The organism is Flexivirga caeni (genome assembly GCF_003724155.1).
GTDB lineage: Bacteria > Actinomycetota > Actinomycetes > Actinomycetales > Dermatophilaceae > Flexivirga > Flexivirga caeni.
In genome coordinates this window covers 41,876-62,588 of record NZ_RJJQ01000011.1, presented here as the reverse complement: position 1 = coordinate 62,588, position 20,713 = coordinate 41,876, and the positions used below count along the sequence as shown (strand labels likewise).

Annotated in this window: 18 protein-coding genes; 12 read left to right on the top strand and 6 right to left on the bottom strand. The window is 68.0% G+C overall.

Translation table 11 applies throughout. The features are described from left to right. The first annotated feature begins 3 nt into the window (after positions 1-3). The 6 genes from EFY87_RS11520 (at position 4) to EFY87_RS11495 (ending at position 9,819) form a co-directional block, all read left to right on the top strand. Positions 4-948, top strand: coding sequence for an ABC transporter permease (locus tag EFY87_RS11520; protein WP_123271634.1), 945 nt, complete (start codon positions 4-6; stop codon positions 946-948). After that, positions 945-1,874 carry an ABC transporter permease gene (locus tag EFY87_RS11515; RefSeq protein WP_123271633.1) on the top strand — a complete coding sequence of 310 codons (930 nt, stop codon included), beginning with the start codon at positions 945-947 and terminating at the stop codon, positions 1,872-1,874. The genes EFY87_RS11520 and EFY87_RS11515 overlap by 4 nt, the downstream gene beginning before the upstream one ends. 11 nt (positions 1,875-1,885) lie before the next feature. Continuing rightward, on the top strand, positions 1,886-4,012 hold the full coding sequence (locus EFY87_RS11510) for an ABC transporter ATP-binding protein (protein WP_123271632.1): 2,127 nt from the start codon (positions 1,886-1,888) through the stop codon (positions 4,010-4,012). A gap of 10 nt (positions 4,013-4,022) precedes the next feature. Continuing rightward, positions 4,023-5,675 (top strand): amidohydrolase, encoded by a 1,653-nt coding sequence (locus EFY87_RS11505; RefSeq protein ID WP_123271631.1) that lies wholly within the window; start codon positions 4,023-4,025, stop codon positions 5,673-5,675. Beyond that, on the top strand, positions 5,672-7,639 hold the full coding sequence (locus tag EFY87_RS11500; RefSeq protein ID WP_123271630.1) for an oxidoreductase: 1,968 nt from the start codon (positions 5,672-5,674) through the stop codon (positions 7,637-7,639). The genes EFY87_RS11505 and EFY87_RS11500 overlap by 4 nt, the downstream gene beginning before the upstream one ends. 230 nt (positions 7,640-7,869) lie before the next feature. Then, positions 7,870-9,819: a TIGR04190 family B12-binding domain/radical SAM domain protein gene (locus EFY87_RS11495; RefSeq protein ID WP_123271629.1), complete on the top strand. Its 1,950-nt coding sequence runs from the start codon at positions 7,870-7,872 to the stop codon at positions 9,817-9,819. Positions 9,820-9,911: 92 nt separating this feature from the next. On the opposite strand, the gene EFY87_RS11490 is transcribed toward EFY87_RS11495, so the two are convergent. Beyond that, the gene (locus EFY87_RS11490) at positions 9,912-10,100 is read right to left on the bottom strand and encodes a hypothetical protein (RefSeq protein ID WP_123271628.1); all 189 of its coding nucleotides are present in this window, start codon (positions 10,098-10,100) and stop codon (positions 9,912-9,914) included. A 110-nt stretch (positions 10,101-10,210) separates the two neighbouring features. Then, a complete protein-coding gene (locus EFY87_RS11485) occupies positions 10,211-11,080 on the bottom strand; it encodes an alpha/beta fold hydrolase (RefSeq protein WP_158607605.1) in 870 nt (289 codons plus the stop codon). Positions 11,081-11,249: 169 nt separating this feature from the next. On the opposite strand from EFY87_RS11485, the gene EFY87_RS11480 reads away from it, so the two are divergent. Both EFY87_RS11480 and EFY87_RS11475 read left to right on the top strand, forming a co-directional pair. Then, complete coding sequence (locus EFY87_RS11480) at positions 11,250-11,879, top strand: CPBP family intramembrane glutamic endopeptidase (RefSeq protein WP_158607604.1); 630 nt, start codon at positions 11,250-11,252, stop codon at positions 11,877-11,879. A gap of 46 nt (positions 11,880-11,925) precedes the next feature. After that, entirely contained in the window at positions 11,926-12,957 is a 1,032-nt protein-coding gene (locus EFY87_RS11475) for an NAD(P)H-binding protein (protein WP_123271626.1), read from the top strand. A gap of 27 nt (positions 12,958-12,984) precedes the next feature. Here the strand turns inward: EFY87_RS11475 and EFY87_RS11470 are convergent, their stop codons facing one another. From EFY87_RS11470 to EFY87_RS11455, 4 genes are all read right to left on the bottom strand, one after another. Continuing rightward, positions 12,985-14,574: a molybdopterin-dependent oxidoreductase gene (locus tag EFY87_RS11470; protein ID WP_245988601.1), complete on the bottom strand. Its 1,590-nt coding sequence runs from the start codon at positions 14,572-14,574 to the stop codon at positions 12,985-12,987. A gap of 29 nt (positions 14,575-14,603) precedes the next feature. Further along, positions 14,604-15,218, bottom strand: a complete 615-nt coding sequence (rdgB, locus tag EFY87_RS11465; protein WP_123271625.1) for an RdgB/HAM1 family non-canonical purine NTP pyrophosphatase — start codon at positions 15,216-15,218, stop codon at positions 14,604-14,606. After that, entirely contained in the window at positions 15,215-15,973 is a 759-nt protein-coding gene (rph, locus tag EFY87_RS11460; RefSeq protein ID WP_123271624.1) for a ribonuclease PH, read from the bottom strand. Before rph ends, rdgB begins: the two co-directional genes overlap by 4 nt. A gap of 133 nt (positions 15,974-16,106) precedes the next feature. Beyond that, positions 16,107-16,613: a MarR family winged helix-turn-helix transcriptional regulator gene (locus EFY87_RS11455; RefSeq protein ID WP_123271623.1), complete on the bottom strand. Its 507-nt coding sequence runs from the start codon at positions 16,611-16,613 to the stop codon at positions 16,107-16,109. A 68-nt stretch (positions 16,614-16,681) separates the two neighbouring features. On the opposite strand from EFY87_RS11455, the gene EFY87_RS11450 reads away from it, so the two are divergent. Genes EFY87_RS11450 through EFY87_RS11435 form a run of 4 tightly spaced genes read left to right on the top strand, consistent with a single transcriptional unit; the run spans position 16,682 to position 20,677 of the window. After that, positions 16,682-17,935, top strand: a complete 1,254-nt coding sequence (locus EFY87_RS11450; RefSeq protein WP_123271622.1) for an MFS transporter — start codon at positions 16,682-16,684, stop codon at positions 17,933-17,935. 9 nt (positions 17,936-17,944) lie between these two features. Next, on the top strand, positions 17,945-19,099 hold the full coding sequence (locus EFY87_RS11445) for an SPFH domain-containing protein (RefSeq protein ID WP_123271621.1): 1,155 nt from the start codon (positions 17,945-17,947) through the stop codon (positions 19,097-19,099). A gap of 10 nt (positions 19,100-19,109) precedes the next feature. After that, positions 19,110-20,324: a TFIIB-type zinc ribbon-containing protein gene (locus tag EFY87_RS11440; protein ID WP_123271620.1), complete on the top strand. Its 1,215-nt coding sequence runs from the start codon at positions 19,110-19,112 to the stop codon at positions 20,322-20,324. Then, entirely contained in the window at positions 20,321-20,677 is a 357-nt protein-coding gene (locus tag EFY87_RS11435; protein ID WP_123271619.1) for a GatB/YqeY domain-containing protein, read from the top strand. Before EFY87_RS11440 ends, EFY87_RS11435 begins: the two co-directional genes overlap by 4 nt. The last annotated feature ends 36 nt before the right edge of the window (positions 20,678-20,713 follow it).

Sequence of the window (20,713 nt, the reverse complement as noted above, 5' to 3'; positions counted from 1 at the left end):
CTCATGATCGGATACCTCGCCCGCCGGATCGCCCAGTCCGTGCTCGTCGTCTTCGTCGTCTCGGTCGTGGTCTTCCTGATGCTGCACCGTCTGCCCGGCGGACCACGCTCCATGCTGGGCAAGACGGCTACCCCCGCTCAGGTCGCCCAGCTGACCCGTCAACTCGGGCTGAACAAACCCCTGCCAGTCCAATACGGCAAATGGGTCAGCAACCTGCTGCACGGTGATTGGGGCTTCTCGATCACGCACAACCAAAGCGTGACGAGCCTGATCGGCGAACGACTGCCGAAGACCCTGCTGCTGACCACTGTGTCGCTCGCGATCGCCGTGCTGCTGGCGATCGTCCTGGGACTCCTGCAGGCGATGCGGCGCAACCGGTTCATCGACTACCTGATGACCTTCATCTCATTCGTCTTCTATGCCACACCGACGTTCTTCCTCGGACTGATCCTGGTGTTGCTGCTCGCCGTCCAGGTGCCCGTGTTTCCCTCATCGGCGCCGCAGTCGAACTCCATCGCTGGGCTTGTCGCGCACAGCAACGGTCTGGTGCTGCCGATCACCACCCTCGTGCTGGTGTCGCTGGCCTTGTTCAGCCGCTACGTGCGCTCGTCGGCGATCGACCAGCTCACAGAGGACTACGCGCGTACCGCGCGGGCCAAGGGCGCGAGCGAAGCGCGAGTGCTCTTCCGCCACGTGCTGCGCAACGTGCTGATCCCGGTCATAACCCTGCTCGGCCTGAGCCTGCCGTGGGTCTTCAGCGGCGCACTGGTCGTGGAGTCGGTCTTCAACTACCCCGGCATGGGGCTGTTGTTCTGGCAAGCGGCCACCGCACACGATTATCCGATTCTGCTCAGCGTGACGTTAGTGGTGAGCGTGGCCACGGTCGTCGGCTCACTGCTGGCGGACCTGGCCTATGCAGTGCTCGACCCCCGAGTGAGGTACTCATGACCCTTGGCCCGTCCAGGCCATCACCGGCCGAGCCCGAGCCGCCAGGACCGGAACTGGCTGGTGCCCCGGGCGCCGACGGCGCCCACCGGTGGCGTGCACTGCGCGTATTCGCCGAGAACCGGCTCGCCTTGGTGTCGGCGATCTTTCTCATCGCCGTCGCTGCGTTCTGCTATCTCGGTCCTTTGCTGCACCACACCGACCAGATCCACACCAACCTGGGGACCGTCAACGCTCCGCCAGGCACTCAGGGCCATCTGCTCGGTACGGATGACCAGGGATACGACGAGCTGGGCCGCCTCATGATCGGCGGGCAGACCTCGCTCGAGGTGGGTGTGGGCGCTGCGCTGCTGGCCACCGCCGCCGGAGCCGTGATCGGCGCGTTCTCCGGGTTCTTCGGCGGCTGGCTGGACGGGATCGTCATGCGCTGCGTGGACGGACTGCTGGCAATACCCACTGTCTTCCTCCTCCTTCTGCTGGCCGCGATCGTGACACCGACCAAGCTTTCGCTGATCGTGATCATCGCGCTGATCTCCTGGCTGGTGACCGCGCGCCTGGTGCGTGGTGAGGCATTGACCCTGCGGACCCGCGACTTCGTGTCGGCCGCACGCGTGATGGGCAGCAGCACTCCGCGGACCGTGCTACGCCACATCGTGCCCAACTCGCTGAGCGTCATCGTCGTCAACGCAACCTTCCAGGTCGCGGACGCCATCCTGGTGCTGGCGACACTGAGCTTCCTGGGCCTCGGACTCCCGGCACCACAGACTGACCTCGGTGGCATGCTGAACAATGGAATGACCTATGTCTACAACGGCACCTGGTGGGTCATCTGGCCAGCGGGCGTGCTGATCATCGCCATCGTCGTCGCGTTCAACTTCATCGGAGACGGCCTGCGCGACGCCTTCGAAGTCCGTCTCCAGCGTCGATAGGGACTCGTCAGATGACCGTGCAACCGCTGCTTCGCGTCGACGACCTGCACACCGAGATTCGGCTACGCCATGGCTCGGTGAAGGCCGTCGACGGGCTCAGCCTGGACATTCTGCCCGGCGAAACCCTGGGCGTGGTGGGCGAGTCCGGGTCGGGAAAGACCATGCTCGGCCTCTCGATCATGCGCCTGCTGCCACCCGGAGGGCGGATCACCGGTGGCCGGATTCTGCTGGATGACGAGGACGTCGTCGGGCTGCCGGACAAGCAGATGCGGCGTGTGCGCGGCGGCAAGATCGGCTACGTCTTCCAGGATCCGATGACCTCGCTGAACCCCACCGTCCCCATCGGCGAACAGATCGCCGAGAGTGTATTGCTGCACCAGGACGTGTCGAAGGCCGACGCGCGTATACGGGCGCTGGAGGTGCTCGAGCAGGTGGGGATGCCACACGCTGGGGAGCGGATGAGCAACTACCCTCACCAGCTATCCGGCGGGCTGCGGCAACGGGTGATGATCGCCGTAGCGCTGGCTGCCGACCCGAAGCTGCTCATTGCCGACGAGCCGACCACCGCGCTGGACGTCACCATCCAGGAGCAGATCCTGCAACTGCTGGACGAGTTGCGGCAAAGCCTCGGCATGGCGATCCTGCTGATCACGCACGACCTCGGCGTCATCGCCAGCCGGGCAAACCGGGTCGCCGTAATGTATGCCGGGCGGGTTGTCGAAGAGTGCGACACCGCAAGCGTTTTCGGCAATCCCCGCCACCCCTACACCGAGGCGTTGCTCGCCGCGCTGCCGGAGAGCGCCGCGGCCGCACACGAGACGCTCTACAGCATCCCCGGACTGCCCCCAGACCTGACCGATCCGCCCGTAGGCTGCCGATTCGCACCCAGGTGCCGCTACGCCACGGACGAATGCCGGGCCAGCTATCCCGAGTTAACCGCCGGCTCCAAGCACCGATTCGCGTGCTTCCATCCAACCGGATCAGCCGCCGGCGAGGCGATGTTCACAAAGGCCACCCCCGTCCCGATCGAGCTACTCACGACCGCGCCGGTGCAACGCGCGACTGCCGAGGCGACACCACCGAAGCCATTGCTGCAGCTGAGCCGGTTGGTCAAGGACTTCGACGTCACGAGTGGTGCGCTGCTGCAGCGCAGGACCGGCAAACTCTCTGCCGTGTCGGACGTGTCATTCGAGCTGGCCGCCGGCTCGACGTTCGGACTCGTCGGCGAATCCGGTTGCGGCAAGTCGACGATCGGGCGGCTCATCGTCGGCCTGGAGCACCCGACGTCCGGGACCATCACGATCGACGGGCGCGACACGTCCCGGCTGCACGGCCGCACCGGACGCGACCTGCGCACGATGATGCAGCTGATGTTCCAGGATCCCTACGCATCGCTCGATCCTCGTATGACGGTCGGCGCAATCGTCCGCGAACCTCTTGCAATTCAACGGGTGGGCTCGAAGCGCGACCAGCAGCAGCAGGTGCTGAAGCTGCTAGACGAAGTGGGGCTGCCGCGCACGGCGGCCGATCGATATCCACACGAGTTCTCCGGTGGTCAACGGCAGCGCGTCGGCCTGGCCCGAGCGCTGGCGGTCAGCCCCAAGCTCGTCGTGGCTGACGAGCCGGTGTCGGCGTTGGATGTCTCGGTGCAAGCACAGGTGCTCAATCTGATGGTCGACCTGCAGAAGGAGCACGGTCTCTCCTACATCTTCATCTCCCACGACCTCGGCGTCGTGCGTCACGTGTCGGACACGATCGGCGTGATGTATCTGGGCAAGCTGGTCGAGGTCGGACCCGCGGACGACGTCTACCGGGCGCCGTTGCATCCCTACACCAAGGGACTGCTTGACGCGATCCCGATCGCCGACCCGAGTGTGGAGGCCACCAAGGACAGGTTGCCGATCCACGGAGAGTTGCCCAGCGCGATCCATCCCCCGACGGGCTGCCGGTTTCGCACCCGCTGTCCTCTCGCACAGGACATCTGCGCGGACCAGGAGCCATTGCCAGTCTCTGTGAGCGGCCGGCTCGTGGCGTGTCACTTCCCGCTCAAGGTCACGCCCGGAGCCCCCTGCGCCGATGCCATCACGGAGTCCGCCACCGACGTCCTCGGCAACAAGCCGTCACCCACCACGGAATGACCGGACTGACATGACTTCACTCGCTGCTGACCTGATCCTGTATGGCGGGCACGTCCGCACAGGACTCAGGGATCAGCTTCACCAGGCTGTCGCGGTGCTAAACGGTCGCATCGTCGCGGTCGGCACCAACGCTCAACTGCACGAACTGCGCGGCCCCCATACGGTGTCCCTCGACCTGCGAGACCGGCTGGTACTTCCCGGTTTTCAGGACGCTCACATTCACCCGGTCGAGGGCGGGCTGACCCGGCAGCAGTGTGATCTGCACGAGCAGGCCACCGCACCGGAATATCTGGCGGCGATCTGCGAGTATGCCCGCAGCCATCCCGCGGCACCGTGGATCGTCGGCGGCGGCTGGTCGATGGATGCCTTCCCGGGCGGCGTGCCACACCGTTCCCCGCTCGATGCAGTCGTGCAGGACCGGCCGGTGTTTCTGCCGAACCGCGACGGCCACAGCACCTGGGTCAACTCGCGGGCCTTGGAACTGGCCGGTATCGATGAGCGCACGCCCGATCCACCGGACGGCCGCATCGAGCGGGACCCTGACGGCATGCCCACTGGAGTACTGCACGAGGGGGCTGCGCGACTGGTCAGCGGGCTGCTACCGCCGCTGACCGCCCAGGATCGCCGGGCCGGGCTGCTGGCCGGACAGCGTTACCTGCACTCGCTGGGCATCACCGGGTGGCAGGACGCCATAGTTGGTGGTGATGTCGCCGAACAGGACTCGTACCAAACGTATTGCGATGCGGCCGCGTCCGGCGAGCTGACCGCCCGAGTCGTCGGAGCGCTCTGGTGGGAGCGATCTCGAGGGCTGGATCAACTGCCCGAGCTGATCGCCCGACGTGACGCGTCTCGCATCGGACGGTTCGCGGCCACGAGCGTCAAATTGATGGTCGACGGCGTCCTGGAGACCCGCACTGCCGCGATGCGGACGCCGTACCTGCAGGCGGACGGGAGTCCGAGTGCCGACGTGGGTATGTCGTTCCTCGATGCGGAGACCCTGCGCGAGATAGTGGTCGAAATCGACGCAGCAGGTCTCCAGGCACATTTTCATGCCATCGGTGATCGTGCGGTGCGTGACGCCCTCGACGCCGTCGAAGCAGCGCGAATCATCAATGGGAACAACGACACTCGGCCGCACATCGCGCACTTGCAGGTCGTGCACCCGGACGATCGCGTCCGGTTCGCGTTGACCGGAGTCGCCGCCAACGCACAACCGCTGTGGGCGTGCTACGAGCCGCAGATGACCCAGCTGACCATTCCCCAGCTCGGGCCCGAACGTGCCGGCTGGCAGTACCCGTTCGCCGACCTGCACCACTCGGGTGCGGTGCTTGCCGCCGGCAGTGACTGGCCGGTCAGCACACCGAACCCACTGGAAGAGATCCACGTGGCAGTGAACCGGCGGGCGATCGACACGCCCTGCGAACCCGCTTTCCTCCCCGAGCAGGCACTCACTCTTCACGAAGCGGTGGCAGCGTTCACCATCGGCAGCGCCCACGTGAACCACCTGGACCAGCTGACCGGCACCCTTCAGGTCGGTAAGCGGGCCGACTTCGCGGTGCTGGACCGCGACATCTTCACTGAGCCGGCCGATCGGATCGGTGAGGCCGTCGTCGACCTCACCTTCGTCGACGGGGACCTGGTGTTCGAGAGGAATGTCTCGTGAACGCCAGCTTCCCGAATCTCTTCTCCCCCCTGCACATTGGCCCGGTCACCCTGCCGAACCGGATCGTGTCCTCGGCGCATGACACGGTGATGACCCAGGCGGGACAGGTCACTGACCAGCTGGTGGCGTATCACACTGCGAGGGCAGCGGGCGGGGTTGGCCTGATCGTCATACAGGCTGCCGGTGTGCACGAGTCCGCCCGCTACACCAGCCATGTGCTGATGGCTTCGGACGACTCGTGCATTGACGGCTATCGGCGGATCGCGGAGGCCGTGCACGAACACGGCACGCGAGTGTTCGGGCAGTTGTTCCACCCGGGCCGGGAGGTGATGGACCGCCGCGCCGACGGCTCCGCGCAGGCACCGGTCGCACCGTCTCCGGTGCCGCAGGAGCGCTTTCACGTCATGCCGCGGCAACTGCGCACCGAGGAAATTACCGACATCGTGCACGGCTATGCGGCGGCAGCGACCCGGCTGGCCGATGCCGGACTGGACGGCGTGGAAATTGTGGCCAGCCATGGCTATCTGCCGGCGCAGTTCCTCAATCCGCACGCAAACCTGCGCGCTGACGCATACGGCGGATCGCCGGAGAACAGGGCGCGCTTCGTGCGGGACGTCGCCGAAGCAGTGCGCACCGCGGTCGGCGAACGGGTCGCCGTCGGCCTTCGCCTGTCCATCGGCGAACACGATCCGGCCGGGCTCGACAAGGCGACTGCGCTGGATGCTTGTGCGCGGCTGGCTGCGGACGGAGTTCTCGACTACGTGAGCGTCACGGTGGGCACCTCGGCGTCACTGGCTGGGTCGGATCACATCGTGCCTGACATGACATGGAGCAGCGGGTATGTCGTCCCCGAGGCACGCGAAGTTCGCGAGGTGGTGCGCGGCCTGCCGGTACTGGTCGCCGGGCGGATCAATCAGCCGCAGGAGGCCGAGCGCATCCTGGCCGCCGGGGACGCCGACGCCTGCATCATGACCCGCGCGCTGATCAGCGACCCCACCATGCCGTCGCTTGCCCGCGAGGGTCGCACCGAGGACATCCGGGCCTGCATCGGCTGCAATCAGGCATGCATCGGGCACTTTCACCTCGGCTACCCGATCTCGTGCATCCAACGCCCGGAGACCGGTCGAGAGCTGGAATATGGCGCTGTGCGGCGGGCTGCAAGGGTCAAGAACGTGCTGGTGATCGGCGGCGGCCCGGCCGGCATGAAGGCGGCAGTGATCGCCGCCCAGCGGGGACATCGAGTGCGCCTCGTAGAGGCCGGGGCGCGCTGTGGCGGACAAGTGCTGCTTGCCCAAGAGCTGCCCGGACGTGCGGAATTCGGCGGAGCAGCGACCAACCTACGACGCGAGCTGGACCAGGCTGGCGTCGACGTCATACTGCGTCAGCCAGCCGATCTGGCATTTGTGGAGGGCGCCCGGGCCGACTCCGTGATCGTCGCCACGGGCGCCACGCCATACAGACCCGATCTGGAGATCGGTGGCGGACTGCCGGTGCTCGATGCGTGGCAGGTGATCGGCGGAGAGCGACCGCCGCCCGGTCTGGTCGTAGTGACCGACTGGAGGGGCGACTGGATTGGCATCGGGCTGGCTCGGATGCTCGCCATCGCCCGCCATCGCGTCGTGCTGGCCGTGAACGGTCACGGCCCTGGAGAATTCCTCCAGCAGTACGTCCGTGATCAGGCCGTGGCAGCGCTCGTGACGGCGGGCATCACGGTGCTCCCGCTGGTCCGGCCGTACGGAGTTGACGATGACTCGATCTATCTCCAGCACACGCTGACGGGTGAACCCGTCATCGTGGATGAAGCCAGCGCCCTGGTTCTCGCCTACGGGCACACGGCGCGACGCGGATTGCTGGAAGAGTTGCTGGCACGCGGCATCCCGGCCACCGGGATCGGTGATTGCGTCACTCCCCGCACTGTGGAGGAAGCCGTGCTGGAAGGCTTGGAGACGGCCAGCTCGCTGTAACGCCAGGCCGACCACGACTGGATTGACGCCCCGGAGCGACGGTCGGTGTGCCTCCGGCACGGTGCAACCACCCGTGTTCGCCGTGGTGACCCAACTGTCGCCGAGAGTCCACTCGGTGGGATGCCGGTCCCGCCTCGCGCACTGTGACGTGACCTTGTGCCCTACCCGGGCGCACCCCCGCTGCCTACCGTGGCTCCGACAGCAGACGCCGGCGGGGATCGGGGGCACAGATGAAGCAGCGGCATGCGCGCAGCGCCACGAACGGCCGTGGACCGTGGCGGCGGGCCTTCGGCATCGACCTGGCGTTGCTGCACGCGCCGTCGGTGTGGGACTTCCGCGAGGAGACGATCATCCAGGGACCGCTGGCGGACGTCATACCGTCGACGACCGAGTTCGAGATGTACCCAGTCGGGCTGACCAGCATCGCGGCATACCTGGAGAAGAACCACTACAACACGCGGATGGTCAACCTCGCCTACCGGATGCTGCGCGACCCGCATTTCGACGCGCGGGCGCACGTTGCCAAGGTGCACGCACCCGTCTTCGGCATCGATCTGCACTGGCTGCCGCACGCCAACGGTGCCCTCGGGCTGGCGGCGCTGGTAAAGGAGGTCCATCCGGACGCGAAAGTGCTGCTGGGCGGCCTGTCGGCCAGCTACTTCCACGAGGAGTTGCTGACCGACCCCTCGATCGACTTCGTGCTACGCGGTGACTCCACCGAGGAACCGTGCCGCCAGCTGCTGGCGGCGCTGCGTGACGGGACGCCCCTGGAGCAGGTGGCCAACCTCACCTGGCGGCGCGACGACGGCGAGGTGGTGATCAACCCGCTCAGTTTCGTGCCCGTCGACCTGGACTGGACGGACGTGCCGGCATACGACTTCATGCTGCACGCCGTCTTCAAGTACGGAAGCATGGCCGACTTCCTGCCCTATCTGAACTGGTTGCGTTACCCGTCCACGATGCTGCTCAATTCGCGCGGCTGCACCTTCGACTGCTCGATCTGCGGCGGCTCCCGGACTGCCTACCGCGGCATTGTCGACCGGCCACGCGCTGGCATGCGGTCTCCGGCGAAGCTGGTCTCGGACGCCGAGCAGATCGCGTCCTTCTCGGGCGCGCCGATCTTCATGGTCCACGACCCACGGCTCGGGGGTATGGCGCGAGCCGCCGAATTCTTCGAGCGCTTCGGCCGGGCCGGCATACCCAATGAACTGGTCATCGAGGTGTTCTTCCCCGCGGACCGGAAGTTCTTCCGCACGGTCGCCGAGTCGACCGCCCGGTGGAGCCTGCAGATCACCATCGAGTCGCCGGACCCGCAGATCCGCAAGGTCAACGGGAAGTTCGGGGTGTCCAACGAGCGCGTGGAGCAGACGCTGGCCGCCGCGCTCGCCGAGGGCTGCGAGAAGCTGGACCTCTTCTTCATGGTCGGCCTGGCCGGGCAGACGCCGGAGAAGGCGATGGAGACGGTGGACTACTGCCGGCACCTGGTCGAGCGTTTCGGCGGGGACAAACGGCTGCAGTTCTACGTGGCGCCGCTCGGGCCGTTCCTCGACCCGGGCAGCCGCGCCTACGAGCACGCCGAAGAACTCGGCTTCCATCGGCGCTTCACCACGCTGGCCGAGCATCGCGCGGCCCTGCTCGGCCCGACCTGGCTGGACATGCTCGCCTACGAGACCGACTGGATGACCCGCGACGAGATCGTCTCGACCACCTACGCGGTGGGCCGCGCACTCAACGAGCTCAAGTTCGAAGCCGGGCTGGTGGACCGGCCGACGCACGACCTGGTCGAGGAACACCTGACCAGCGCGGTGCGCGTCCTCGCCGAGGTCCAGGCTCTCGGCACGACCCCGGAGCCGGAACGCAGCCGCCGGCTGCGCGCCTTGCGTGCCCGCACCGAGCAGGCGAACCGGGACAGCCTGGTCGGCGAGGACGAACTCACCTGGGCCACGAGCACCGGCATCAAGGTCAGCTGGCTGCTGCTGCGCAACCTGACGGGCGCGCTCGGCCGCGAACTGGTCAACGGCACCGCACGTGCCCGTGGCCGGTATGACACGGCGGTCGCCACACCGGAGCTGCTCAGTCCGCCGCATCCGGTGCGGGAGCGGTTCCGCACGTTCGCGTCGCTCGAAGCCCAGGGCACACCCGCGGCCACCGGCTCACTGGCTGCCAAGGCCGCTCAGTAGGTCGAGCAATTCGCGATCTGCGTGCGAGATATCGAACGCACGGACCGCCGTCCGCTTACCTGACAGGGCCTACGGACCGCACCCGACCGGCACTAGCCAGAGCGTTTGGCGCCCGTGCCTCGATTCACGATCAGCCACACGATCATCGTGAGGATGCTGAACAGGACCCCGAAAATCGTCCAGACCACCTTGGCGATCCCCGATCGGTCGCTACGCCATACCCACACGAGCAGCACGATCAAGATGACCAAGTCGATGAGACCACCAACTGTTTTGATCATTTGTCAGGTCTAGCCCATCGAAGGCTCCGCGTGGGGTTGCGCCACTCACTTTCGGGATTTTGCTTTCCCGGCGGGGGTCTCTGGGATCGCCACGCGCGGCACGTGGCGACTCAGTACGTCGCGAGCAGTTCGTCGAGCATCTGCGGCATCGCGCCGACACCGACCGAGAGGTGACCCTCGCCGTCGAGCAGGTGCGCGGTGGCGCCGGCCACGTTCGCGGCCAGCCACTGGCCGTGCGCGAACGGCACCATGAGGTCGGCGCTGCCCTGCCAGACGAAGACGGGCACCCGGATCGAGGTGAGGTCGAAGCCCCACGGCCGGGTGAACGCGAGGTCGTCGTCGGTCCAGCCGTCGACGCCGTTCTTCAGCGCCTCGCGGAAGTTGGCGGCCATCTCCTCGCCGGACTCGGCGGTGATCTGCGCCCGGTCCACTTCCGGCAACAGCGAACTCAGCTCGGACAGGATCGCCTCGGGGGTCGCGTTCTTGAGCTCCTGCTGCATGCCGTCCAGCATCGGGCGCAGCGTCGTCTCGCCGCCGAGCGCCGCGCCGAACTCCTCGATGTTGCCCTCCCCCATGCCTGCCAGGAAGTCCAGGCCTTCAGCGTCGTATGGCGCCACGCCCGCGATGCTCAGCACCCCGGTGATCCGGTCGGGCAGCAGTGCCCCGGTCGCGAGCGCGTGCGGCCCACCGCCGGACCAGCCTGCGGTCATGGCCTTTTCGGCACCGAGGTGATCCAGGATGGTGACCACGTCGTCGGCGATGGCTGCGACACTTCGCCCGGGCCGGCGGGACGAATCGCCATACCCCGCACGTGAATACGTGACCAACCGGATGCCGCGCTCGGCCGCTTGCCGCACCATCGCGCTCCGCGGGAGCACCGAGCCCGGCGTGCCGTGATGGAAGAGCAGGACCGGGCCGTCCTCGGCGCCGGTGATCCGCAGGTCGAGTGTGCGTCCGTCGTGCGTGCTGATTAGCGTCATGCGGCAAGCCTGCCACGTGCCACTCCATCGAGAGGACCCTTCACGCATCGAGAGGACCCCATATCCGGCCCCGATATGGGGTCCGCTCAATCGGTATGGGGTCCTCTCGATCTGGGCGGGCAGGTCGCCCATCGCGCGCGGCGGGGGGCGGCATGCAAACATGGAGCGAATGAGACTCGAACTGCTCGGCAGCAGAGGACGAGCCGCGGCGCTGGTGACCGCGGTCGCCGCCGGAGCGCCGTTGCTGCGGCGGGCCATTCGGAGCCCCGCCGGCAGTCCGGAGTTCCGCAGTCGCACCGTTGGACTGGCCGCCTGGTGGGCTGGGTGCGCCGCTATCGGCGGCCGGCCCCGAGCCGGCGGAGGCGTGCTTCCGGCAGCAGTGACGGGTGCCGCCACGGCCGGGGTGTTCGGTGCCGGCGCGTTGCTGACCCGGCGCATTCCGCCGCTCCGGGACCAGGTCGCCGCGGTGACGGCTCATGCCTCGAAGGGGAACCTGCCGACGGTCGCGGCGCTCACGGCGCTGACCGGCGTCGGGGAGGAGTTGGTCTTTCGTGGTCCGCTCTTCGACCTCGCCGAGGACGGTCCCGCGCCCGTTGTGGTGAGCACCGGCGTGTACCTGGCAATCACTCTGGCGACGGGGAACCCGATGCTGGCCTTCGCGGCGATTCCGGTCGGCATACTGGCTGGAGCGCTGCGCGCCCAGACGGGTGGAGTGGTGGCGCCGTGCGTGTTCCACGTGACCTGGTCACTTGCCATGCTGGTTCTGCTCCCAGCCACGCACGACGCATCGCCCGTATGACGTCGACCTGCCGCGCAGGCAGGTCACCAGGGAAGGGAAAGCGGACATGAAGATTCTCGTCACAGGTGCCACCGGTTATGTCGGAAGCCGGCTAGTCCCGCGGTTACTGGCCGACGGCCACGCGGTGCGGGTCGCGGTCGCCGACGATCCGACCGACCTGCCGTGGTGGTCCGGTCAGGTCGAGGTGACCCAGATGGACGTGCTCGATCCGGATGCCGTGTCGCGCGCGGTGGCCGGCGTCGATGCCGTCTTCTACCTGATCCACGGAATGGGCGGAGACGACTTCGTCGAGCAGGACCGGCGCGGCGCTCGCAACATGACGGCCGCGCTCGACCGGCACGACGTGTCCAGGGTGGTCTATCTGTCCGGCATCGTCCCACCCGTGCCGCGCGAAGACCTGTCCGACCACATCGCCTCACGATTGGAGGTCGAGGACATCCTGGCCGGCAGCAACGCGACCAGCATCGCGTTGCGGGCGGCGATCCTGCTCGGGTCGGGCTCCACATCGTTCGAGATCGTCCGTCAGGTCAGTGAGCGTATGCCGGTGCAAACCCTTCCCACGTGGATGGATTCGGCGGTTCAGCCGATCGCCGTGGTCGACGCGCTGGAGGCGCTGGCCGGTGCGCTGAACGTCGACTGCGCCGACCGCTCGTTCGACGTCGGTGGTCCGGACCGGTTGCGCTACAGCGAGCTGCTCGATCGGTATGCCGCGGTCACCGGCATCCGGCGAGCCCAGGTGGAGGTGCCTCTGGTGCCCGAGCAGGTCGTGCAGAAGGCGGCCGGGCGCCTCGTCGATGTCCCGGCACCAGTCGTGGAGTCGCTGATCGAGAGCCTGCGCCACGACATGGTCTGCCACGAGGAAGACTTCCGCACCGCGCTGCTGCCGGCCGGCCATGTCCTGCTCGGGGTGGAGGAAGCGATCCGGCGGTCCCTCGCCGACGCACCGGATGACCCGGCCACGGCCGACCCCATGGCGCCGCTGCCGCACGACCCCGACTGGGCCGGCGGCGGACGCGAGGATTCGCTGGGTTCGAAACTTGCTGCCGTCGTCTCCCGAGCCATCCCCGACCGCGACTGACCGCGCACGCCCACGCCACGGCCGGGCTCAGCGCACCGTCACCGAGATCGAGTGATATCCCGTGGCACCGTTCGGAGCCGGCGGCGCCTGCGCTGCGATCTGTATGGCGCCCGAATCGTCCACCGCGCGCACGGTGAGCGTGTGGTGCCCGCTGGTCGCGTGCCATTCGAAGACCCACTGGCGCCATACGTCAATGTTGGCGGCGGCACCCAGCCGGGCGTCCTGCCACGGCCCGTCGTCGACCTGCACCTGCACCTTGGCGATGCCGACGTGCTGGTGCCACGCGACACCCGCGACGGCGACGGTGCCGGCGTCGACCTTCGCCCCGGACTGCGGCACGTCGATGCGGGAGGACGTCTTCACCGGACCGAGTTCCGACCAGCCGCGCGGCGTCCAGTAGCCGGCGTCCCGCGCGTACGTCGTCACCTTCAGCTCGGTGAGCCACTTGGTCGCCGACACGTAGCCGTAGAGCCCCGGCACGACCAGCCGCGCCGGGAAGCCGTGCGCGGCCGGCAGTGCCTGACCGTTCATGGCGACCGCGATGAGCGCGTTCCGGCCGTCGGTGAGCGCGCTCAGCGGGCTGCCCGCGGTGAACCCGTCGACACTGCGCGAGAGCACCATGTCGGCACCCGGATGCACGCCGGCCTGCGCGAGTAGGTCCCGCACCGGCCAGCCGGTCCAGATCGCATTGCCATTGAGGTTGCCGCCGACCTCGTTCGACACGCACATCAGCGTGATCATCGCCTGCTGCATCGGCTTGGAAAGCAAGGTCTCCCAATCGATTTCGATCTCGTGGTCGACCATGCCGGTCACGCGCAGCTGCCACGACGACGGGTCGACCTGCGGCACCACGAGGGCGGTGTCGATGCGATAGAACTCACCGTTCGGGACGATGTATGGCGTGACGCCCGGCACCCCCACGGAAGCACCGGCCGGCACGGTCACCGGATGCGCGACGCGCGGCAGCACGAAGGCCTCCCGTGCAGCCTGCACCGCCCGGGTGCCGCCGCTCCAGGCCCGTCCCGCCATACCGAGCAGGACCGCGCCAACCGCGGCTCCGGCGCCCAGCAGCGCGGTGCGCCGGGTCGTGGGCGCTGTCGGCTCCGCCCCGGCAAGCAGCATCCGGTCGCGCCACCAGCGCAGCACGCCGAGCCCGCATGCCGCGCCCACGATCAGCGGCAGGACGTCCACCGCTCGCGCATGCGGACGGGAGGTCACGGCAGCTGCCGCGACCGCCACCAGCACGACGAAGAGCACCAGCGCTGCGGTCATTCGGCGGCTGGAAAGCAACCCGATCAGCAGGCTCAGCAGCACGAGCACGACCCCGATGCCGGTAAGCAGCACCTGCTTGTCGTGGGTGCCGAAATTGTCGACGGCGAACGTCTTCAACCAGGGCGGCGTCCGGTCGATGAATGCGCCACCCACCGCGAGCACCGGCGACGGCGTGCCGCTGCTCCAGCCAAGGCGCAGCAGGACCCCGGCCAGGAATTCCGCGACGCCCACGGTCACGACTCCGGCGAGCAGGCCGCCGAGCGCCGCGACGCCGTGACGCCGGGCACGGGGTGGTTCGTGCTCGGGCGTTGCTGTTACGGCGGATTCGGCATGCTGGGTAACCACCGATCCATCGTCACACCCGGATCTGAGAACTACCCGCCGAGCAGCTCCAGCAGGTCAGGCCGCAACGCCTGCAGCGCCTTCCCGCGGTGCGAGATGAGGTTCTTCTCCTCGGCACTCAGCTCGGCCAGGGACCGGCCGTCCGGCAGTTCGAAGATCGGGTCGTAGCCAAATCCGTGCTCGCCACGCTGGTTTCGGCTGAGCCGCCCGTGCAGCTCGCCGCTGCGGTGGCGCTGCGTGCCGTCCGGCAGCGCGAGCACCACACAGCAGACGAAGTGCGCAGTGAGCCGCGCGGCCGGCACATCGCCGGTCTGGGCGAGCAGCAGGTCGATGTTGGCCTGATCGGCGCCGTGCGTTCCCGCCCAGCGCGCCGAGAACACACCCGGGCACCCGCCGAGTATGTCGACCGCCAGACCTGAATCGTCAGCAATGGCAGGCAAACCCGTCGCTTTCGCCACAGCCTGCGCTTTCAGTGCGGAGTTCTCGAGGAAGGTCACGCCCGTCTCCGCCACATCCTCGACGTCCGGGAACGACGCCGCGGACACGACCTCGACAGCGGAAAGCTCCGGCACGCCCGCAACGATCTCCTGCATCTCGCGCAGTTTTCCCGCGTTGCGGGTGGCGAGGACGACGGTCCGAGACGTCATCGCAGGCGCTCCCGGGCGGGGCCTTCCAGCGCCGCGGTCTGCAGCGCGGTCAGGTCACCGATTCCCTTGGCCGCCAGCGCAAGCAGAGCCTCGAGTTCGCTCCGGTCGAAGGGAGCCCCCTCGGCGGTGCCCTGCACCTCGACAAACCCTCCGGCTCCCGTCATCACCACGTTCATGTCGGTCTCGGCGGTCGAGTCCTCCGGATAATCCAGGTCCAGCACCGGCGTACCCCTGACGATCCCGACGCTGATGGCCGCGATCGAGCCGGTGAGCGGCTGCGCCTTGGCGGAGATCAGCCCGCGCTCCTTCGCGTCGGCGACCGCGTCGACGAGGGCGACGTACGCGCCGGTGATGGACGCCGTGCGGGTGCCGCCGTCGGCCTGCAGTACGTCGCAGTCGAGCACGATCGTGTTCTCGCCGAGTGCCTTGGTGTCGATGATCGCGCGCAGCGAGCGACCGATCAGCCGGGAGATCTCGTGCGTCCGGCCGCCCACCTTGCCCTTGCGGGATTCCCGGTCAGAGCGGGTGTTGGTCGAGCGTGGCAGCATCTCGTATTCCGCCGTCACCCAGCCGGTTCCCTGGCCCTTCAGCCAGCGGGGCACGCCCGCCGTGAACGACGCGGCAACCAGCACCCGCGTCTTGCCGAACTCCACCAGCACGCTGCCTTCGGCGTGGTCCAGCCAGTTGCGGGTGATGCGCACCTCGCGCAACTGGTCGGGGGCACGGCCGTCATGGCGAGTCACGTCATCAGTCATGGGAACAAGGGTAGGAGGGCTCCACCCTCATGTGATTGACCGGCACACGAACGCATCGAGGGCACACACAATCGGGAGAATTGTTTGTGCCTGTCAATGCATATGCGTGCCGCTCGATCAGGAAACCCGCGGTTCACTCCAGTCCCCGAACAGCCTTACGCAGCAACGTGTTCAACTGCACCAGCTCCTTGTCGGTCAATCCCCGCAGGATGTCCTGCTCCCGCCGCATGCCTTCGTGGACGTAGTGATCCCAGGCGTCCTGACCGGCTTGCGTCGGTCGCACCAGCACCCTGCGCCGGTTGTCGCTGTCGGTCTCGCGGGTGATCAGCCCGGCCCGTTCGAGCCGCGCCAGCCGGCCGGTCATCGACGCCTTGGTCACCCGCACGCTCTCGGCCAGCTGCGTAGGCGTCGCTTCCGTGGGATACGGCTGCACCATCAGCGCATGGAGAGTCTCGTAATCCTCGCGAGTGAAGTCCTCCTCGCCCAGAAAGGCTGCCGTATCCCGCCTGTTCTTGACGCGCAACAGCAACTGCATGCGTGTGATGGCACCCTCCACCTCGGGGGCGAACGCGGGGTTTCCGTCCCAGCGCGCGGCCCACCTGGCAACGTGTTCATCGACGGAGTCGTGGACGCGATCCATGACAGCACTGTAATCCGCCACTAAATTGTTTGTTGACGAACTATTTGAGAATGAACTAACTTCGCCGTATGACGGACCGCAGCCGAACTCGGCTCTCGACCGACTTCCGCTGGCTGGCGGCGGGGCAGGGCCTGTCCTGGCTGGGCGGCGCCTTCCAGCCGATCGCCCTGTCCGTGGGGATCCTCCTGCACGGCGGGTCGGTCGGCGAGCTCGGCGCGCTGATGGCGGTCCTCATGGTGGCGAACACTGTCTGCACCCTGGCCGGAGGTGTCTGGAGCGACCGGCTGTCGCCGCGCCTGGTCATGCTCTGGTCCGACGCAGTGCGGGCCGCGACCACCGCCGGCATGGGCGTACTCTTCGCGTCCGGTCACGCGTCGTTCCTGACCCTGGCGCCACTGGCGGCCGTCTCCGGAGCGGCAGGCGCGTTCTTCCAGCCGGCCATGCAGTCGCTGAAGCCCGTGCTCGTCGCGGCAAGCCAGCGACAGCGCGCCAACGCCCTGCTCAGCGTGCTGCAGGGCACCTCGCTGGTGATCGGCCCGGCCCTGGCCGGCGTGGTCGTCGGATTTGTCGGTGCCCCAGCCGGATTCTTCGTCAACGCAGCGAGCTTCCTGATCTCCTGCGGCACGGTATGGCGGATCCGGGCCATCGTCGTGCGCAAACCCCGAGGCGCGAGCTTCCTCGCCGAGTTGCGCGAAGGCTGGAGTGCGGTCCGGGAGCGCGACTGGCTCGTCGTCGGGATCGTCGCGGCCAGCGTCTATCACGTGGCCAATGGCGTCCTGCTCGTCCTCGTGCAGGTGGTCGCGATCCGCGATCTTGGTGGCGCGCACGCATTCGGGATGATCGCCGCCGCCGAAGGCGCCGGCGGCCTGATCGGCAGCGCCGTCGCGATCCGCGCCCGCCCGCGCCACCCCCTGCGGATCGGCTGGCTCACCTGTGCGCTGATGCCCGTCTGGGCCGCCGGCTATGTCTGGCCGGGCCGGCTCGACACGGTGATCGTCACCGGGCTGATCGCGTATGGCGGGCTGATGTTCTTCAGCGTGATGTGGGAGACCGCCATCCAGGACCACGTGCCTCATCAGTTGCTCGGGCGAGTGGCCTCCTGGGACATGCTGGTGTCCTTCGTCGGTATGCCGCTCGGCAACGCTCTCGCCGGGCCGCTTGCCGAGTGGTTCGGAATCAAACCCCTGATGCTCGGGTGCGCCGCCGTGCTCGCGTGCTGTGCGCTGGCCCCGCTCGCCTGGCGGGACAGCCGGAACGTGCGACGCGCAGGCCCCGTCGCGGATGCGAGCGTCCAGGCTACGGAAAGCGCCCGCCATACCTAAGCTGGGCGCATGGGACTCATGGACAAGTTGCGCGGCGAGCTCGTCGACATCATCGAGTGGATCGACGACTCGCACACCGCGCTCGCCTGGCGCTTCCCGCGCTACAACAACGAGATCAAGAACGGCGCGAAGCTGATCGTCCGCGAGGGACAGGAAGCGGTCTTCGTGCACACCGGCAAGCTCGCCGACCGCTTCGGCCCCGGGATGTACGAACTCACCACCGAGAACCTGCCGATCATGGCGACGCTGCAGGGCTGGCAGTACGGCTTCAACTCGCCGTTCCGCAGTGAGGTCTATTTCATCAACACACGGCCGGTCACCGACTTCCGTTGGGGCACAGCCAATCCCGTGACCGTGCGCGACCCCGACTTCAAGATGGTGCAGTTGCGCGCCAACGGGCTGTGCGTGGTGCGCGTGATCGATCCGGCGATCTTCCTGCGCGAAGTCATCGGCACCGACAGCACCGTGCACATCGACGAGATCGGCGAGTTGCTGCGGCGGGTCATCACGCTGGCCTTCTCCGACCTGGTGATGGAGACCAAGCTGGGCGTCATCGACCTGCAGGGCAAACAGGTCGAGCTCTCCGACAAGCTGCGAACCTTCGTCGCGCAGCGGGTCGACGACGAATACGGGCTCGGCATCGACTCGATCACCATGAACATCTCGCTGCCCGACGAGATCACCAATGCGATGACCCGCGGCGTCGCCAAGGGGGTCGAGACGGCCGGCTGGACCAGCAACCTCGGCGACATGCAGCGCTACCAGCAGGCGATGGCCGGCGAGGCGATGGTGGCTGCGGCCGGCAACCCCGGCGGCGGCGCGATGGGGCAGATGATGGCCGCCGGCATGGGCGCCGCGATGGGCGCGCAGCTCTCCGCCCAGACCGCGGGCTCGCTCGGCGGACAGCCCGCCGGCACACCTCCCCCGCTGCCCGGCGGCCCGACGTTCTACGTGGCGCTGAACGGTCAGCAGCAGGGGCCGTTCACGCTCGACCAGTTGCGATCCGGCGGAGGCGTGAGACCCGACACCCTCGTCTGGGCAGCGGGTATGCCGGCGTGGTCTGCCGCATCGACGGTCCCGGAGCTGTCCGCGCTCTTCGCACCCACCCCGCCGCCGCTTCCCGACGCGGCCCCGCCCGCACCACCGGCCGCGCCGGAGAGCTGACGGCATACCCATGACCGAGGAGCCGAGCCAGACAGCTCAGCCGCGAGCGGCCACACCACCATCGTTGCCTGCGCCACCGCCCCTTCCGCAACCGGCGGCGCTGCCCGACCCGGGGGCGCTCCAGGACCCGGCGCAACTCCAACGGTCCGAACAGACCCGCACCTACCCGTGCCCGCAGTGCGGCGCCAACCTGACCTACGACCCCGGTCACGACCAGTTGCTGTGCCTGTCCTGCGGACACGCCGAGGTGATCGCCGCGCCGCAGGGCAGTGTCGCCAAGCGCGACCTCGGGACGGCGATGCGCGAGCTGGCCCAGCGCGCCGCCGGCGATCAGGGCTCGCTGACCCGTGAGGTCGTCTGCCAGAACTGCGGCGGCGTCACGTCGTTCACCGGCACGCTCACCGCGACCAAGTGTCCCTACTGCGCGACCCCGATCCAGCGCGACGACCTGCAGCAGGCTCCCCAGCGGCTGCCGATCGACGGGGTGCTGCCGTTCCAGATCGATGAACGCACCGCGCGGAGCAACGTCGAGCAGTGGATCACCGGCCGCTGGTTCGCACCACGGGAATTCAAGACCTACCGCGAAGTCGGCACGTTCACCAGCATCTACCTGAGCTACTTCGCGTATGACGCCCAGACGGTCACTGACTACACCGGCCAGCGCGGCGAGAACTACACCGTCGAGGTCGGCGAGGGCAACGACCGGCACACCGAGACCCGCACCAACTGGTGGCCGGTCTCCGGGCGCGTCGCCAACGACTTCCGCGACGTCGTCGAACCGGCCAACACCGGGCTCGACGCCAAGAAGCTGGTCGCGCTGGAGCCGTGGCCGATCCCGGCGGCCCGGCCCTACTCCGCGCAGTACGTCGCCGGCCACCTGAGCCGCACGTATGACGAGGACGCGCAGCAGCGCTTCGAGAACGGCGCGCGGCACCAGATGGACAAGGAGATCCAGAGCACGGTCCGCCGCGACATCGGCGGCGACGAGCAACGAGTGGACCAGGTCCGGACGACGTTCCAGACGCTGGCTTTCGCCCAATTGCTGCTGCCGGTCTGGCTGCTCACCGTGACGTATGACGGGCGGCCGTTCCAGGTCTTCATCAACGGCGTCACTGGCGAGGTCCAGGGCCGCCGGCCATGGAGCGCAGTCAAGATCACTGCCGCCGTCGTCGCGGCAATAATCGTTGTCGCGATCGTGCTGGTGCTCGTTAAATTGGCGAAGTGACCGCTGACCAGCTCCGATCGATCCTCCGCGATGCGCTGAAAACCGCTCTGCGCGAGCGCGATCGGGTCACCACCCAGGCGTTGCGGTCGGCGATCGCCGCCATCGACAATGCCGAAGCCGTCCCCACGGCGGCGCGTGCCGGTGCCATCGAGGCCGCACCGACCGGGGTGGGCGCCACCGAAGCGCGACGTCGTGACCTGTCCGCGGCGGAGTTGCACGCGATCCTGCGGCACGAGGTCGACGAACGGTATGCCGCAGCACGTGTCTGCGTCACCGCCTCCCCGGAGACCGCTGCGCGGCTGCGTGCCGAGGCGGACGTCATCGCGCCATACACATCCCTGGTCCTGTCCTAAACCTCGACCGTCGAAGGTTGCGTACGCCCACGGCCG

Excerpts from the sequence above, each read along its gene's own strand:
- EFY87_RS11510 (WP_123271632.1), top strand. The coding sequence starts at position 1,886 with ATGACCGTGCAACCGCTGCTTCGCGTCGACGACCTGCACACCGAGATT.
- EFY87_RS11485 (WP_158607605.1), bottom strand. The coding sequence starts at position 11,080 with ATGACGCTAATCAGCACGCACGACGGACGCACACTCGACCTGCGGATC.
- rdgB (WP_123271625.1), bottom strand. The coding sequence starts at position 15,218 with ATGACGTCTCGGACCGTCGTCCTCGCCACCCGCAACGCGGGAAAACTG.
- EFY87_RS11490 (WP_123271628.1), bottom strand. The coding sequence starts at position 10,100 with ATGATCAAAACAGTTGGTGGTCTCATCGACTTGGTCATCTTGATCGTG.
- EFY87_RS11450 (WP_123271622.1), top strand. The coding sequence starts at position 16,682 with ATGACGGACCGCAGCCGAACTCGGCTCTCGACCGACTTCCGCTGGCTG.
- EFY87_RS11505 (WP_123271631.1), top strand. The coding sequence starts at position 4,023 with ATGACTTCACTCGCTGCTGACCTGATCCTGTATGGCGGGCACGTCCGC.
- EFY87_RS11520 (WP_123271634.1), top strand. The coding sequence starts at position 4 with ATGATCGGATACCTCGCCCGCCGGATCGCCCAGTCCGTGCTCGTCGTC.
- EFY87_RS11480 (WP_158607604.1), top strand. The coding sequence starts at position 11,250 with ATGAGACTCGAACTGCTCGGCAGCAGAGGACGAGCCGCGGCGCTGGTG.
- EFY87_RS11455 (WP_123271623.1), bottom strand. The coding sequence starts at position 16,613 with ATGGATCGCGTCCACGACTCCGTCGATGAACACGTTGCCAGGTGGGCC.
- EFY87_RS11495 (WP_123271629.1), top strand. The coding sequence starts at position 7,870 with ATGAAGCAGCGGCATGCGCGCAGCGCCACGAACGGCCGTGGACCGTGG.
- EFY87_RS11475 (WP_123271626.1), top strand. The coding sequence starts at position 11,926 with ATGAAGATTCTCGTCACAGGTGCCACCGGTTATGTCGGAAGCCGGCTA.
- EFY87_RS11440 (WP_123271620.1), top strand. The coding sequence starts at position 19,110 with ATGACCGAGGAGCCGAGCCAGACAGCTCAGCCGCGAGCGGCCACACCA.
- rph (WP_123271624.1), bottom strand. The coding sequence starts at position 15,973 with ATGACTGATGACGTGACTCGCCATGACGGCCGTGCCCCCGACCAGTTG.
- EFY87_RS11515 (WP_123271633.1), top strand. The coding sequence starts at position 945 with ATGACCCTTGGCCCGTCCAGGCCATCACCGGCCGAGCCCGAGCCGCCA.
- EFY87_RS11445 (WP_123271621.1), top strand. The coding sequence starts at position 17,945 with ATGGGACTCATGGACAAGTTGCGCGGCGAGCTCGTCGACATCATCGAG.